The organism is Aestuariibacter sp. GS-14 (genome assembly GCF_006494365.1).
GTDB lineage: Bacteria > Pseudomonadota > Gammaproteobacteria > Enterobacterales > Alteromonadaceae > Alteromonas > Alteromonas mangrovi.
In genome coordinates, this window is the sequence record NZ_VHIP01000001.1 from 242789 (window position 1) to 257941 (window position 15153).

Annotated in this window: 14 protein-coding genes and 3 tRNA genes; 6 read left to right on the top strand and 11 right to left on the bottom strand. The window is 47.6% G+C overall.

Translation table 11 applies throughout. The features are described from left to right. Positions 1 to 2: 2 nt before the first annotated feature. Genes FJ444_RS01005 through FJ444_RS01025 form a run of 5 tightly spaced genes read left to right on the top strand, consistent with a single transcriptional unit; the run spans position 3 to position 5327 of the window. The gene (locus FJ444_RS01005; protein WP_140956046.1) at positions 3 to 1625 is read left to right on the top strand and encodes an ABC transporter substrate-binding protein; all 1623 of its coding nucleotides are present in this window, start codon (positions 3 to 5) and stop codon (positions 1623 to 1625) included. Then, a complete protein-coding gene (locus FJ444_RS01010) occupies positions 1618 to 2649 on the top strand; it encodes an ABC transporter permease (RefSeq protein ID WP_140956047.1) in 1032 nt (343 codons plus the stop codon). The genes FJ444_RS01005 and FJ444_RS01010 overlap by 8 nt, the downstream gene beginning before the upstream one ends. Beyond that, the gene (locus tag FJ444_RS01015; RefSeq protein ID WP_140956048.1) at positions 2636 to 3529 is read left to right on the top strand and encodes an ABC transporter permease subunit; all 894 of its coding nucleotides are present in this window, start codon (positions 2636 to 2638) and stop codon (positions 3527 to 3529) included. The genes FJ444_RS01010 and FJ444_RS01015 overlap by 14 nt, the downstream gene beginning before the upstream one ends. After that, positions 3529 to 4524: an oligopeptide/dipeptide ABC transporter ATP-binding protein gene (locus FJ444_RS01020; protein WP_140956049.1), complete on the top strand. Its 996-nt coding sequence runs from the start codon at positions 3529 to 3531 to the stop codon at positions 4522 to 4524. The genes FJ444_RS01015 and FJ444_RS01020 overlap by 1 nt, the downstream gene beginning before the upstream one ends. Then, entirely contained in the window at positions 4521 to 5327 is an 807-nt protein-coding gene (locus FJ444_RS01025; RefSeq protein ID WP_140956050.1) for an ATP-binding cassette domain-containing protein, read from the top strand. Before FJ444_RS01020 ends, FJ444_RS01025 begins: the two co-directional genes overlap by 4 nt. Positions 5328 to 5344: 17 nt before the next feature. Here FJ444_RS01025 and FJ444_RS01030 read toward each other — a convergent pair whose 3' ends face one another. The 11 genes from FJ444_RS01030 to FJ444_RS01080 all read right to left on the bottom strand — a co-directional run bounded on the left by FJ444_RS01030 (position 5345) and on the right by FJ444_RS01080 (position 13827). Then, positions 5345 to 6475: a sodium ion-translocating decarboxylase subunit beta gene (locus FJ444_RS01030; protein WP_140956051.1), complete on the bottom strand. Its 1131-nt coding sequence runs from the start codon at positions 6473 to 6475 to the stop codon at positions 5345 to 5347. Between the two features lie 4 nt (positions 6476 to 6479). After that, positions 6480 to 8264 (bottom strand): sodium-extruding oxaloacetate decarboxylase subunit alpha, encoded by a 1785-nt coding sequence (gene oadA, locus FJ444_RS01035; protein ID WP_140956052.1) that lies wholly within the window; start codon positions 8262 to 8264, stop codon positions 6480 to 6482. 18 nt (positions 8265 to 8282) lie between these two features. Beyond that, a complete protein-coding gene (locus tag FJ444_RS01040; protein WP_140956053.1) occupies positions 8283 to 8549 on the bottom strand; it encodes an OadG family protein in 267 nt (88 codons plus the stop codon). A gap of 265 nt (positions 8550 to 8814) precedes the next feature. Continuing rightward, complete coding sequence (locus FJ444_RS01045) at positions 8815 to 9039, bottom strand: helix-turn-helix transcriptional regulator (RefSeq protein ID WP_140956054.1); 225 nt, start codon at positions 9037 to 9039, stop codon at positions 8815 to 8817. Then, positions 9039 to 9464, bottom strand: coding sequence for a hypothetical protein (locus FJ444_RS01050; RefSeq protein ID WP_140956055.1), 426 nt, complete (start codon positions 9462 to 9464; stop codon positions 9039 to 9041). Before FJ444_RS01050 ends, FJ444_RS01045 begins: the two co-directional genes overlap by 1 nt. Positions 9465 to 9759: 295 nt before the next feature. Next, positions 9760 to 9836: transfer RNA gene (locus FJ444_RS01055), tRNA-Arg, on the bottom strand. Between the two features lie 19 nt (positions 9837 to 9855). Further along, a tRNA-Arg gene (locus FJ444_RS01060) sits at positions 9856 to 9932 on the bottom strand. Between the two features lie 20 nt (positions 9933 to 9952). After that, positions 9953 to 10043: transfer RNA gene (locus tag FJ444_RS01065), tRNA-Ser, on the bottom strand. A gap of 237 nt (positions 10044 to 10280) precedes the next feature. Continuing rightward, the gene (gene csrA, locus FJ444_RS01070; RefSeq protein ID WP_140956056.1) at positions 10281 to 10472 is read right to left on the bottom strand and encodes a carbon storage regulator CsrA; all 192 of its coding nucleotides are present in this window, start codon (positions 10470 to 10472) and stop codon (positions 10281 to 10283) included. A gap of 124 nt (positions 10473 to 10596) precedes the next feature. Then, entirely contained in the window at positions 10597 to 13194 is a 2598-nt protein-coding gene (gene alaS / locus FJ444_RS01075; RefSeq protein ID WP_140956057.1) for an alanine--tRNA ligase, read from the bottom strand. A 204-nt stretch (positions 13195 to 13398) separates the two neighbouring features. Continuing rightward, complete coding sequence (locus FJ444_RS01080; RefSeq protein ID WP_255438863.1) at positions 13399 to 13827, bottom strand: regulatory protein RecX; 429 nt, start codon at positions 13825 to 13827, stop codon at positions 13399 to 13401. A gap of 94 nt (positions 13828 to 13921) precedes the next feature. Between FJ444_RS01080 and FJ444_RS01085 the strand changes: the two genes are divergently transcribed. Beyond that, on the top strand, positions 13922 to 15145 hold the full coding sequence (locus FJ444_RS01085) for a GNAT family N-acetyltransferase (RefSeq protein WP_140956059.1): 1224 nt from the start codon (positions 13922 to 13924) through the stop codon (positions 15143 to 15145). Positions 15146 to 15153: the final 8 nt, after the last annotated feature.

Here is a 15153-nt window from a genome sequence, read left to right on the forward strand (position 1 = left end):
TCATGCGCAATCCGTCAGCCGGAAAACTGCTTGCAGTGCTTTGTCTGTGTAGCCTGGCTGGTTGCTCTCCACAGAAATACAGCGAAAAGTTTCAGGAAGGACTGGTGTATTGCTCTGAGAGCGATCCGTTGTCGATGAATCCGCAATTAGATACCTCAACCACAACGGCTGATGCAACCGCTCACCAGATTTATGACCGCCTGCTTGAATTTGATACCGAAACGGGGCGCATACAGCCGTCACTGGCCAGTAAATGGTCGGTGAGTAAAGACGGCCTGAAATACCGCTTTACCTTGCGTCCTGACGTGGTTTTTCATTCCACCCCGTATTTCAAACCCAGTCGAACCTTTAATGCTACCGATGTGGTGTTTTCGTTTAATCGATGGCGTCAGCCCGATCACCCTTTTCATAAGGTATCGGGTGGCAACTATCCGTATTTTGAAAGTCTGGGTCTGGCATCCAATATTGCTGATATACACCCATTGTCGCCTTCTGAAGTAGAAATTGTGCTCAACGAGCGCGACAGTTCATTCCTGGCCAACATCGCCAGTGACTTTTCAGTGATCCTTTCGGCTGAATATGCTGACTATTTAATGTCGATGGGCACTCCCGAAGAACTTGACGAGTTGCCGGTAGGCACTGGCCCGTATCAGTATGTGAGCTATAAAAAGGACCATTATATTCGTTACCTGGCAAATCAATCCTATTGGCGGGGCAAACCTAACGGTGATTCACTTATTTTCGATATCACCCCCAAGAGTTCACTACGACTGGCTAAACTGATGACTGGCGAATGCGACGCCATTGCGTTTCCAGCCCGAGTGGATCACGAGATTATTCGCGAGCGCGACGACCTGGTATTGGCCGAGAAAGCCGGCCTCAATATCGGATTTTGGGCTTTTAATACCGAGCGCCCACCATTCGACAATCCCGATGTTCGCAAAGCACTCGCCTATGCTATCGACAAAAATACCCTGTTGGAGGCCGTGTATTTCGACAGCGCTACGCGCGCGCGCTCACTGTTGCCTGCCGCCAGTTGGGCTTATCAGGCAGACGCCGATGATACCGGCTACAACCCGGTTCTTGCCCGAAAACTACTAGACAACGCAGGGGTTCCACCGGGTTTCACCATGGATGTATGGGCCATCCCGGTAGAACGGGCATATAACCCGAATGCCAGAAAAATGGCCGAGCTGATTCAGAACTATCTGGCGGAAATAGAAGTCAACGTTAACATAATAAGTTACGACTGGACGACGTTCAGAAGGTTACTTCGCGAGGGGAACCATGACTCAGTGCTTATCGGTTGGTCTGCCGACAATGGTGATCCAGACAACTTTTACCGACCATTGCTGAGTTGCGGTGCCATTCCATCTGGTACCAACCGCGCGCGCTGGTGTGATCCCGCCTATGATGAAATCCTCGATAAAGCACTGCAAACCGAAGACATAGAGGCTCGAAAAGCGTTATATTTGCAGGCTAATCAGTTAATTTTTGAGAAACTACCGTTAGTGCCTATAGCCCATGCTTATCGCTACCAGGCCTACCGGAAGGAATTAAACGGCATGATCATCAATCCTTTCGGTGGTGTCAGATTAGGCGGAGTCAGCAAACCCCGTGATTAATATTCTGCTGCGATACACAATTCTGTTCACTTTGACATTGCTGGCATTGTCAGCCATGTCCTTCACGCTGATTTACCTGTTTCCGGCCGATCCAATCACCAACCTGACAGGGATTACGCCGCAAAATACCATTCAACATGATGCACTCGTTCGTCAGTATCGCCTTGACAGTGCTTATTTAATTCAATTCTGGCACTACCTTGAACAATTGTTCAGTGGCAACTGGGGCTATAGTCTTATTTCAGGAGAACCGCTCAAAGACGAAATTCTGTATGCGCTTCCTGCCACGGTTGAGCTCAGTGCTTACGCTATGCTGATTGTAGTGCTTATCGGTATTCCGATTGGCTGTTACAGTGGGCTTAGGGCATACACCAATGCCGATTTTGCGATCAATTCCATTAGCGTGTCGGTATATTCAGTGCCGGTTTTTTGGCTGGCTGTCATCTTTATACTGACCTTCAGTTTACAATTTGGCTGGCTGCCGCTTTCGGGCAGACTGAACCTGTTGTTTGATATTCCCAACCACACCGGATTTTTGTTTATCGACATACTGTTGTCCAACGAGCCTGACAAATCACTCGCCATGCGCGATGCGCTGTTACACTTGATTCTGCCCACATTGTCGATAGCCTGTATTTCTACCGCTGCAATTATTCGTGTTACCCGTCGCTCTATTATTGATGTACTAAATCAGCCATACATCACCGCCGCTAAAGCCCGGGGACTCACCAACCGTCAGATATTTTTCCGCCATGTACTACGCAATGCACTGCTGCCAATCCTTCCGTTGATGGCCATGCAAATTACTACGTTGATTACTAACGCGATGATTGTGGAAACCTTGTTCTCCTGGCCCGGTATTGGCAACTGGCTGATTCAGGCGATTTATCAGCGCGATTATTCTGCACTGCGCATTGGTATGCTTGCGGTATCAACCCTGGTAGTCATTATTACCATTGCGATAGATTTGTTTAACCGGTTAATTGACCCCAGCAGGGAAAAATTCGAAAGTGTCACAATTTAGTTTGTACGATGACGAAACCCGTCCCTCCCCTTGGCAACACACATGGCGGGAATTTAAATCCAGTCACGTGGCGTTGATTGGGTTGGCCATTCTGATGCTGTTTGTTTTCTTTGCCTTCTTTGCACCGCTGGTGACACCGTACGATCCCATGCATCAAAATACTGAAGCGATTCTGGTGTCACCCAGTTGGCATCCCAATGGCTCTATCGCCCATCTGTTCGGTACCGACGCGTTGGGAAGAGATCTATTTTCGCGCATTATGTATGGTTGCAGGGTCACCTTCGGCACAAGTCTGCTGGTTGTTATCACAGCCATGGCGGTAGGCGTATCAATTGGCACCGTTGCAGGTATGTTAAGCGGCGTACGCTCCAGCGTGGTAAACCACTTGCTGGACTCCCTTATGGCAATCCCCACGCTGCTAATAGCGATCATCATTGTAGGCATTCTGGGTAGTGGTCTGGTAAACAGTATGTGGGCAATTACACTGGCACTCATTCCCCAGTTCATTCACCACACCCGCGCATTTGTGAGAGCGGAAATGAAAAAAGACTACATCCAGGCTTCTACTCTGGATGGGGCAAATCGATTGCAACTTTTCTACTACTCCATTTTACCGAACATGATTGAAATGCTGGTAGTACAAGGTACGTTGGCGCTGTCAGTGGCCGTTATCGACATCAGTGCACTGGGATTTCTCAATCTGGGCGCACAAGCCCCGCTGCCTGAACTAGGGGCAATTTTAGCGTCAGGCCTTGATGTGGGATACCTGTCGCCATGGAATATCGCCATCCCAGGCATAGCCATTTTCCTGATGGTGTTGTCAATTACCATTGTAGGTGACGGTTTGCGGTCAGCGTTAAGAAAGAGGGTGAATCGCTAATGCCATTACTCGACATTAAAAACCTTACCCTGGAAATTAATAATGGCGCTCAATCTATCAAAGCGCTGGATAAAATTAACTTAACCGTAAACGCTGGGGAAATTCGCGCTTTGGTTGGCGAATCAGGCTCTGGAAAAAGTTTGATTGTGCAAGCCATTGCCGGTGCAACACCCGGTAACTGGCACCTGACAGCTGATCGCATGAGCTGGAATGGAGAGAATTTATTGTCGATGTCTGTGGAGCAGCGCCGCAAAGTGCTGCGTAAAGACATTGGCGTGGTTTTTCAGCATGCTATTGCATCGCTCGACCCATCGGTAACACTGGGTGAGCAGCTTGAGGAAGCATTACCGGATGAACTGATCGACGGAAAATGGTTCTGGCAGCGCGCACAACAACGACGCAGAGCCGTGATCAGTACTGTTCACAAAGTAGGCATTAAAGATCACAACCAGTATCTGCGCGCTTACCCCCACCAGATCCCGACTGACATTGGCCAAAAACTGATGCTGGCCATGGCACTGGTCAATCAGCCTAAAATGCTGATTGCGGACGACCCGACTCGGGGGATGGAAACCACCACTAAAGTACAGGTGTTAAAACTCCTTTCGCGTTTGAATCAAACCCGTTCGCTGGGTATTTTATTCGTCAGTCACGATCTGCTGGCTATTTCGAGTATGTCGCACACCATGACCGTACTGTATTGCGGGCAAACCGTTGAGTCGGGCAAAATGAAGCAAATTCGCAAGCGACCACTCCATCCTTATACCAAGGCATTGTTAGACAGCGCCCCGAGTTTTAGTAAAGATTTGCCGCCCAAGTCTCAGTTGTCTACGCTCGCAGGCACTATTCCAACCCTTCAACACTTGCCAATTGGCTGCCGTTTAGGGCCTCGCTGCCCACGTGCACAGCGCGCTTGTGTTAACGTGCCTGCGGTAAGAAAGATCCACGACCACAGCTACAGCTGCCATTTCCCGCTGCACATGGAGAAAATATGAAGCAGGTACTGGACGTTAGCGGCCTGGTGTTTCGGCACAGCAGCAAAAAACGCTGGCTCAAAAAACCCGAAATATTCTCCCTTGGCCCGATTGATATGCAGGTTACCAAAGGTGAAACCATTGCCATTATAGGGCAGAACCGGTCTGGCAAATCGTTGTTAGCAAGAATGCTGGCTGGTGCCGTTGAGCCAGACGAAGGTCATATCCATTTGATGGAAGAAAAATACTGGTCGGTAAGACACCGTACCGCACGAAAAAGTGCCGATATCACCGGTATCCGAATGATTTTCCAGCATAGTAGTGAATCGATGAATCCGGGTATCACTGTAGGTCAAATTCTCGATGAACCGCTGCGTTTAAATACGAACTTGTCTGAGCCAGAGCGCAAGGCATTAATAGCCGATACCTTGGTAAAGGTAGGTTTATTACGTGAGCATTTTTATTTCTACCGCCATATGTTGTCAGACGGACAGCAACAGCGTGTAGCACTGGCAAGGGCTATCTTACCAGAACCTAAAGTGTTGATTGCCGATGAACCCTTTGCAGCTCTTGACCCCACTATTCGTTCTCAAACGGTAAACCTGATATTGAAACTTCAACAGGAAATGGGCCTGGCTTTCATTTTTATTTCCCACAATCTGGGGATCGTAAGACACATTGCAGACAGAGTGATTGTGATGGATGGCGGACAGATTATTGAGAGTGGAAAAACAGAGACCATCTTCCGATGGCCTCAGCATGAAACAACCAAAAAACTGGTGTTGTCGTATCAGTCTTTGATCCCGCAGCATTCGCTGCGGTGATCTGCATTTGAGATAAATTAACCTACCAGAGCCAACAATACACCTGCGGCAACGGCTGATCCAAGTACCCCTGCAACATTGGGCCCCATGGCATGCATTAACAAAAAGTTGTGTGGGTTTGCTTCCAGACCCACTTTATTAGCCACCCTTGCTGCCATAGGTACAGCAGACACGCCTGCCGCACCAATCAGTGGATTAATAGAAGCGCTACTAAAGCGGTTCATTATCTTGGCCATTATTACACCTGCAGCAGTACCAATTGCAAACGCGATTGCACCTAATCCGAGGATCCCCAGTGTTTCAACGGTAAGGAACTTATCGGCAGACAGTTTTGACCCCACCGCTAAACCAAGGAAAATAGTAACAATGTTAATTAACTCATTCTGAGCCGTTTTGCTTAAGCGGTCTACTACACCACATTCTTTCATCAGGTTACCAAAGCAGAACATGCCCACTAATGGCGTCGCTGAGGGTAAAAATAGAATGGTTAGCAGTAACACACCTAAAGGAAACAGAATCTTCTCTTTTCTGCTGACATGGCGCAGTTGTGCCATTTCAATTTTCCGCTCTTCCGGCGTAGTCAGAGCTTTCATAATTGGCGGCTGAATGATCGGTACCAGCGCCATATAGGAATAAGCTGCTACAGCAATGGCACCCAGTAAATCAGGAGACAACCGGGAGGCCAGGAAGATCGCCGTAGGCCCGTCTGCGCCACCAATGATGGCAATGGCCGAGGCATCTTTAAGCGTAAAATCAAATCCGGGAATGAAATTAAGTGCAATCGCACCAAACAAGGTGGCAAAAATGCCAAATTGAGCAGCCGCCCCCAGCAATAACATACGCGGATTGGCTATGAGTGCGCCAAAATCGGTCATTGCCCCAACGCCCATAAAAATGAGCAACGGGAAAACCCCAGAATGGATACCTACTTCGTAAATGTAATACAACAATCCACCGGGTTCAGTAAATCCAGCCAGGGGAATGTTAGTAAGAACCGCACCAAAGCCAATTGGGAACAACAGCAAAGGCTCAAAGCCGTGCACAATCGCCAGATACAGTAGTAAAGCACCTACTGCCATCATAATCACCTGACCCAGCTCAAAATGCGCCAGGGCGGTGCTATCCCATAAAATTGCTAATTGTTCCATGGAATTACCCTAACTCAATCAGCGACTGTCCGCTGGTTACGCTGTCGCCGTCTTTAACCAGAATCGCAGACACTGTGCCGTCAAACGCACTGCGGATTTCTGTTTCCATTTTCATGGCTTCCAGAATAATCACCACATCGCCATTACTGACTTGCTCTCCCGGACTTACCAACACTTTAAATACATTACCTGCCAGCGGCGCTTTTACGGTTTGACCGCCAGTTGATACGGGTGCAGCAGGTGCCGGTGCCGCAGCAGCCACAGGCGTAATAGCGCCTAACTGGCCAGAAGCAGCCACCTCCACACTGTACACCTTGCCATCTACGCGTACATCGTAACTGGCTGGCGCACCGGCTGAAGAAGCTGTTGATGCAACCGGTGTGGGTTTAACATCTGATTGCGCTGTTGGTGCTGGTTCAAACGCATCGGGGTTACCGCGATTTTCCAGGAACTTAAGACCAATTTGCGGGAACAGTGCGTAGGTCAGTACGTCATCGATTTTGTCTTTAGCCAGTGTAATGGCTTTTTCTTTTGCCAGCGTGTCCAGTTCAGTTTCAAGCTTAGCCAACTCTGGTTCAATCAAATCCGCCGGACGACAGGTTATTGCCTCGCCACCATCCAGTACGCGTTGTTGCAATTGGGCATTTACTGGCGCAGCTGTCGCACCGTATTCACCTTTCAGTACGCCAGCAGTTTCTTTGGTAATACTCTTATAGCGCTCACCGGTAAGCACGTTCAGTACCGACTGTGTGCCAACAATTTGCGAGGTTGGAGTAACAAGAGGAATAAAGCCCAAATCTTCGCGTACACGTGGAATTTCCAGCAGTACTTCGTCAAACTTGTCTTCCGCACCTTGTTCTTTAAGCTGGCTTTCCATATTGGTTAGCATACCACCAGGTACTTGTGCCAGCAGAATACGGGCATCTACTCCTTTCAGGCTGCCTTCGAATTTTGCATATTTTTTGCGAACTTCACGGAAGTAGGCCGCAATCTCACTTAATTCAGGCAGTGACAGACCCGTATCGCGTTCTGTACCTTCCAGAATCGATACAATGGTTTCAGTTGCAGAGTGACCATAAGTCATACTCATTGAAGAAATAGCGGTATCCAGAATGTCGATACCAGCATCAATGGCTTTCTGATAAGTTGCCGTGCTCAGTCCGGTCGTTGCATGGCATTGCATTGCGATGGGTACCTGAACGGTTTTCTTCAGCTCTTTAATCAGCGTTTCGCATTCATAAGGCTTTAATAAACCGGCCATGTCTTTAATACAAATGGAGTGCACACCCATGTCTTCGAGCTGCTTGGCCATATCCAGCCACAATTGCAGGTTGTGAACCGGGCTCACTGTGTAGGAAATCGTTCCCTGAGCATGTGCTCCGCAGTTCACAGCGGCTTTTACTGCCGTCTCCAGATTGCGCACATCGTTCATTGCATCGAAAATACGGAATACGTCTACACCGTTGTCGTGCGCGCGTTCTACAAAGCGTGTTACCACGTCGTCGGCATAATGGCGATAACCCAGCAGGTTTTGACCGCGCAGCAGCATTTGCTGAGGCGTGTTTGGCATTGCCTTTTTCAGCAAACGGATACGCTCCCACGGATCTTCGCCTAAATAACGAATACAGGAGTCGAATGTAGCCCCACCCCAGGATTCGATAGACCAATAGCCCGCCTTGTCGAGTTTTTCAGCTATGGGTAGCATATCCTCTATACGCATTCGGGTAGCAAGCAGGGACTGATGTGCATCCCGAAGCACCAGTTCGGTAATGGCCAGTGGCTTTGACATGTGAGCTCCTAAAGTGTGTTAACGGTTAGCTTGGCGGTGTGCATGCACGGCGGCAGTAATAGCGGCAACGATATTTTTATCTTCATTTACCTGTGCTGGTCGTGCAGTCTTGGACGGTGTTCTGGTTAGCGTTTTAGGCTCCTGACCCGGAAAACGTTCACAGAACACTTTCAGTAAATTTACCGCCACGATCAATAGAGTAAGAAATACGAATACAAAGCCCATCCCTACCATGAGTAACGTTGCGGCTTCGAACAATAATTCGTTTATAGATTGTGCGGACATAAATTTTCCCGGCCAAATTTTGGAACAGAATAAGTACCACGACGGTACGTAAAACACAATACAAACACCTGTTTGAAATGCATAAAAAACCAATTAAATTGCGTTAACTGAAATATTTATTCGCTTTTATGAATAACATATTCATCAGGTGATACCTCTTATAGATTTCATGAATACCAAAACCATGTTAGCAAGTAGCACCCAAAACCTCACCTTAAACATAAATAGAATTTATTTAGCACATAGATTTACGTGATAATTCTATTTATACCGACGATTCATCCCACTCAAAAACGTCGTTAATACTTACCTTAAATTCCCTTGCAATCCGAAATGCGGTTTCCAAAGAGGGAGAATAACGCCTCTGCTCAATAGCAGCGACAGTTTGACGTGTTACACCTACGGCTTCCCCCAACTGTGACTGTGTCATTTCACCATTGCGTTCTCTGAGCGTCTTTATACAATTTGATATCGGAAGTAGCTTAGCCATCAGAACAACGCACTCCGATGCAACACAATGCGATAAACATAGTCCACGATAGCTGAAAGCGCCGTACTTCCGAGCACCATATAAAACAACAGATCGCCATCGTTCCAGTGCAAATAGTTCAATAAGGCTGACACAACACCAATGCCAATCACCCAACCCGACGTATAGCCAGAGCGACGCTCTATGGCTATCTCACGCTCATCGGCTGGTGTGGCTGCTTGTTTGGGTGAACGAATGCTAATGACAATTTGCCCAACAACCACTATTACGACCAGCATCAACGTATAGGATGAAATCATCGATAAGTTGGGTGACACAAGTTCCCCGGCAGCAACAGAGGCTTCGTACACGGACCAGCTACACATACCCGTTGTAACAATTAGCGCCAAGGCCATGATCCAGGCTGACTTTTCCTGAAATGACATAATGTTCTCCATGTTAAATATTTTTGACATGGCCATTATTCGCTCACCATTAGTCAATGTCAAAAATTTTTAACATGCCAAACTGTTAGCAAATATGTCGAACCGCATTCACGATAGAAAAATTGCCCGGGGAATGTCGTGATCCAGGTCATAAAGATAGATGAAACGCAACCGCTATGTGGGTGATAATACACGGTGCGATGAATGACACGTTATGAATAGCGAAGCTGGTATTGAATTGCTATAAGAGCCAGAAACAAAAAAGCCCGTTCGCTTTGAACGGGCTTTTGGAATGTGGCGCGTGTGGAAGGATTCGAACCTCCGACCGCCTGGTTCGTAGCCAGGTACTCTATCCAGCTGAGCTACACACGCGTTGTGCTAATTTAGTGAGTGGCGCGTGCGGAAGGATTCGAACCTCCGACCGCCTGGTTCGTAGCCAGGTACTCTATCCAGCTGAGCTACGCACGCGCTGATACACTAAATTAAGATGGCGGAGAGGGAGGGATTCGAACCCTCGATACCAGTAATAGGTATGGTTCCTTAGCAGGGAACTGGTTTCAGCCACTCACCCACCTCTCCGTCATGTGGGGCTGCATTCTAAAGACTAACGGATAGAAGTCAATGCTTTTTTAAGGAAAAACAAACCGTCTGCCGGGATTTTGTGCAATCCGGATTTTTTGCTTAAAAAGCCAGCAAACCAAATGGTAGTTCTGATTAATTATAGTGCAGTTTGCATGAAATACCCCATCACGTAATGCAAACGACCAATTATTGCCCGGACACAAAAAAGGCCGGGAAATACCGACCTTTGTTTGATTACTCAGCGTCTGAAGGATGCGATCCTTTTTCAGCCTGAATTCTCATATAAATTTCTTCGCGATGAACCGATACTTCTTTCGGTGCATTAACACCAATGCGCACCTGATTTCCCTTAACACCTAAAACGGTTACTGTGACATCGTCACCAACCATTAGTGTTTCACCCACACGACGAGTTAAAATAAGCATTCTTTTGCTCCTGTTCCTTTAATACGGCGCCATCCTGGCCAATCTGACGTCTCCGTCCGTTCAGACGCGGTGATGGACGCTGAAACCCTGGTGTCACGACAGGGTTTCTCCATCGATACTTGCATTATAGCTTATCTTTCAGCCATGCGTTAACCGACTGCAATGCTTCTGTTAATTTTTCTGGCTGACTACCACCAGCCTGGGCCATATCCGGGCGACCGCCGCCTTTACCACCAACCTGCTCAGCAATAAAGTTTATTAGTTCGCCAGCTTTTACCTTCCCAACTAAGCCCTTAGTTACACCCGCAATCAGGCTAACTTTGCTGTCTTCTGGCACGCCCAGAACAATGACGCCTTCACCAATGCGATTTTTCAGGTCATCCACCATGCCGCGCAGCGACTTGGCTTCAACACCCTCCAGCTCGGCTATAAGCACTTTAACGCCGTTGATCTCAACAACATTAGACAACACATCTGCACCTTGTTGGCTGGCCACTTTCTGCTTAAGGGCAGTCAGTGCTTTTTCCAGTTCTTTTTGCTGAGCCTGGCTTTGTGCTACTTTGTCAGCCACGCTAAGCGTATCGGTTTTCAGCAAACTGGCAGCTTGTTGCAGTACAGCCTGTTGCTGCTGAACATAAGCCAGTGCGCCCATACCTGACACCGCTTCGATACGACGCACACCAGAAGCAATACCGCCTTCTGAGATAATCTTAAACAAACCGATGTCTCCGGTTTGTTTGACATGCGTTCCGCCACACAGTTCCGTAGAGAATGGTCCCATCGACACTACGCGTACTTTTTCATCGTACTTTTCACCAAATAATGCCATGGCACCTGACGCTTTCGCTTCATCCAAATCCATTAACTGGGTAGTAAGCGCATGGTTCGCCTGAATTTCACCATTCACGCGTTGTTCAATTTCCACTAGCTGTTCGGCGGTAACCCCCTCAAAATGAGAAAAGTCAAAACGCAAACGATCGGCATTTACCAATGAGCCCTTCTGGGTAACATGCTCACCCAGAATCTCGCGAAGCGCTGCATGCAACAAGTGAGTAGCACTGTGGTTTTTACGAATCGCTGTCCGCTTGGTGTCATCAATGCTGGCAACGGCTTTGTCGCCTTTACGGATAACGCCTTTTACTGTGCCTTTATGCGCAAACGCATTACCCAGCTTTTGTGTATCTGTAACCAGGAATTCTCCGTTGGCCACTTTTAACACACCGGTATCACCCACCTGGCCGCCAGATTCTGCGTAAAATGGTGTGGTATCGAGCACCACTACGCCTTCCTGACCGTCAGTGAGTTCTTCACAGAATGCGTCACCCGAAATGAGTTCAACAACATTGGAATCCTGCTCACCCATATCGTATCCAGTGAACGCGGTTTCCTGCTCCACTTTCAACAGGTTGTTGTAGTCGGCACCAAACTGACTGGCTTCCTGGGCACGCTTACGCTGTGCCTGCATTGCTGCTTTAAAGCCTTCTTCGTCAATGGTGTAATTGTGTTCACGGGCAACGTCGTTGGTTAAATCAGTTGGGAAGCCGTAAGTGTCATACAGCTTAAATACCAGTTCACCTGGGATCACTGTGCCTTCCAACGCTTCCAGTGCTTCGTTCAGAATGTTCATACCACGTGACAGCGTTTTACTAAATTGTTCTTCTTCTACACGCAGTACTTTTTCAATAACCGGTTTCTGATCTTTCAGTTCAGGGTAAGCTTCGCCCATTTCTTTGGTTAACGCTGCCACCAGCTTATAGAAAAAGATATCACTGGCACCCATTTGGTATCCGTGGCGCACTGCACGACGAATAATACGGCGCAGCACATAACCCCGCCCTTCATTGCTCGGCATAACGCCATCGCACACCAGGAATGCACAGGAGCGGATGTGGTCTGCAATTACGCGCAGTGATTTATTCGACAAATCTTCAGTGCCAACAATAGAGGCAGCCGCTTTGATTAGGTTGTCGAAGAGGTCAATCTCGTAGTTGCTGTGAACGTGCTGCATAATGGCAGAAATACGTTCAAGCCCCATGCCAGTATCAATAGAAGGCTTGGGCAATGGTTCCATTGAGCCGTCGGCCTGACGGTTGAACTGCATGAAAACCAGATTCCAGATTTCAATGAAACGGTCACCATCTTCTTCAGGTGATCCTGGAGGGCCACCCCAGATGTGCTCACCGTGATCGTAAAATATTTCAGAACATGGGCCACAGGGACCGGTATCGCCCATTGACCAGAAGTTGTCGGTCGTACCAATACGAATGATCTTTTCTTTAGGAACGCCGATTTGCTTTTCCCAAATATCAAATGCTTCGTCGTCTTCGGCATACACGGTTACCAGCAGTTTTTCTTTTGGTAACTTTAATTCGTCGGTTAAGAACGACCATGCAAACTGAATGGCTTCCTGTTTGAAGTAGTCACCAAAGCTGAAGTTGCCCAGCATTTCAAAGAAAGTATGGTGACGGGCTGTATAGCCTACGTTTTCCAGATCGTTGTGCTTACCGCCAGCACGCACGCAACGCTGAGATGATACCGCGCGGGTATAGCTGCGCTTTTCGGTACCCAGAAAAACGTCTTTGAACTGGTTCATACCGGCATTCGTGAACAACAAAGTAGGATCATCTGCCGGGACCAAAGAAGAACTGGCAACAGCCTGATGGCCATTACGACTAAAATACTCGATGAATTTGCGGCGAATATCAGCAGTTGATAGTGTCATTGATAACCTAAAATCCTTTGTTGTTTATAAAGCCTGTATGCAGCGAAGTGGCACAGAAAACTCAGTCTGGCGAATCGAATACCGCATGTTCTTGAGGGTCGCAACAATACCACGGATGATGGCGCTTTGTTAAGCAATGGCGAGGTTACAGCATAGAAATAATTACTATCAGGCTAATTGATTGAGTCGATTACACCTGTGTGATTATTCCTCAGTTACCGACATAGCATAGTCAATCTGATCCTGATAAAAGCCGCGGTACTGTAAAAAGCGCATTTGCTTGTAGCGTTGCTCCCGATTTGTCACCAAACTAATACCAAATTTTTTCGCCCGCACCTGTAGTGCCAGTTCAAACCAGTCGAGGTTATTTTCGCGAATGGCCTGCTCGAACAAGGATTCACTAATTTGCCACTGCTGGCAGTCTGTTTTCACCCTGCCCGGCCCATGGCCTTTAGCAAAGCCCGCGCGCACTTTCATTTCGGCAAAGCGAGCATCACTTTGAATGCCCGCCTCGCGAAATTCATTCAAAACTGGCAGAAACGTATCTGATTGAAAGCCTTTTTGCTGTAATTTACGTACAACTTCAGCAAACGCATGTTCTCGTCGTGACAACATGCGGGTAATCGAATCCATAATGATTTTGCGGTCGCTATCTGACATGGTTACATTTAATGGTTACGTTTAATGGTTATATTTATTTTTTTGGTCAACGGGGCATACTAACGAAATGGCGTACGAAGTAAATATTCAAGGCTACCGTTTGTGTTGCCTGGATGCCATTTCAGCCGTATCTCAAACCGAGTGGGATCGGCTTGCCCGTTATGCAACAACCGGCGGCCCATTTGTGCAGTATAGCTGGTTAGCCTTACTGGAAGACACTGGCTGTGTGGGTCAGGATACAGGCTGGCAACCTGCGCATTGGGTTATCTACGAGGGCAATTCATTGGTTGCCGCCATTCCCGGTTACATTAAAACCCATAGCTATGGCGAATATGTATTTGATCACAGCTGGGCAAATGCTTACCACCAGCACGGTTTTGCTTACTACCCCAAATGGATTGCCGCCATTCCGTTTACCCCGGTAACCGGCCCGCGAATACTACTGGATGCCAACGCCGACTTTACCCGTTGTCTTCAGGCACTTTCTTCGGCGTTACAGAGCTGGGCAAACCAACAGGGGATTTCCTCTTTGCACTGGTTGTTTCACAATCACAGTCGCGATGCGTTCGAAGGGATAGGTTTTCCTACCCGTCGCAGTGTGCAGTTTGAATGGGTTAATCGCAAATACAGTCAGTTTGACGACTTTCTGAATGTATTAACCTCGCGCAAACGCAGAGACATCCGAAAGACACGGTCACGTGTGTTAAGCGGTGGTATGCAAATACACACCCTAACCGGTGACCAGCTCACCACAGCGCATATGACTACCTTTATTGCATGTTATCAGGATACCTATTTAAAGCGCAGTGGTCACAAAGGCTATCTCACACCCGATTTTTTCTTTGGTTTGTTAACCTGTATGCCAGACAATATTTGCCTGGTATTAGCCAGCCGCTCAGACAAACCTATCGCTGCAGCGCTCTTTCTATACGATAAAACCGGACTATATGGGCGCTACTGGGGTTGTCTGGAAGACATTGATTCGCTGCATTTTGAATGCTGTTATTTTCGTGGTATCGACTTTGCCATTGCGCAAAACCTGCCGGTTTTTAATCCTGGTACACAGGGAGAGCATAAAATACTTCGCGGTTTTGAACCCAAGTTTTGCTATTCACAGCACCAGTTACTGCACCCGGATTTTCACTCAGCTGTAGAAAAGTTTTTACATCAGGAAATGCCAGCTATACAACAGTATTTCAATCAGGCTCAGGATGTATTACCTTTCAACAGCGATTATATAAACACATTTGTAAACACTAACGATAAACCGTCGGATTCCGACCATACCTAACACAGAGT

What these genes read in the sequence shown, in the direction of transcription:
- FJ444_RS01040 (WP_140956053.1), bottom strand. Translation starts at nt 8,549, where the DNA reads ATGTCCGCACAATCTATAAACGAATTATTGTTCGAAGCCGCAACGTTA.
- FJ444_RS01080 (WP_255438863.1), bottom strand. Translation starts at nt 13,827, where the DNA reads ATGGATTCGATTACCCGCATGTTGTCACGACGAGAACATGCGTTTGCT.
- alaS (WP_140956057.1), bottom strand. Translation starts at nt 13,194, where the DNA reads ATGACACTATCAACTGCTGATATTCGCCGCAAATTCATCGAGTATTTT.
- FJ444_RS01045 (WP_140956054.1), bottom strand. Translation starts at nt 9,039, where the DNA reads ATGGCTAAGCTACTTCCGATATCAAATTGTATAAAGACGCTCAGAGAA.
- FJ444_RS01085 (WP_140956059.1), top strand. Translation starts at nt 13,922, where the DNA reads ATGGCGTACGAAGTAAATATTCAAGGCTACCGTTTGTGTTGCCTGGAT.
- oadA (WP_140956052.1), bottom strand. Translation starts at nt 8,264, where the DNA reads ATGTCAAAGCCACTGGCCATTACCGAACTGGTGCTTCGGGATGCACAT.
- FJ444_RS01050 (WP_140956055.1), bottom strand. Translation starts at nt 9,464, where the DNA reads ATGTCATTTCAGGAAAAGTCAGCCTGGATCATGGCCTTGGCGCTAATT.
- csrA (WP_140956056.1), bottom strand. Translation starts at nt 10,472, where the DNA reads ATGCTTATTTTAACTCGTCGTGTGGGTGAAACACTAATGGTTGGTGAC.
- FJ444_RS01020 (WP_140956049.1), top strand. Translation starts at nt 3,529, where the DNA reads ATGCCATTACTCGACATTAAAAACCTTACCCTGGAAATTAATAATGGC.
- FJ444_RS01005 (WP_140956046.1), top strand. Translation starts at nt 3, where the DNA reads ATGCGCAATCCGTCAGCCGGAAAACTGCTTGCAGTGCTTTGTCTGTGT.
- FJ444_RS01025 (WP_140956050.1), top strand. Translation starts at nt 4,521, where the DNA reads ATGAAGCAGGTACTGGACGTTAGCGGCCTGGTGTTTCGGCACAGCAGC.
- FJ444_RS01030 (WP_140956051.1), bottom strand. Translation starts at nt 6,475, where the DNA reads ATGGAACAATTAGCAATTTTATGGGATAGCACCGCCCTGGCGCATTTT.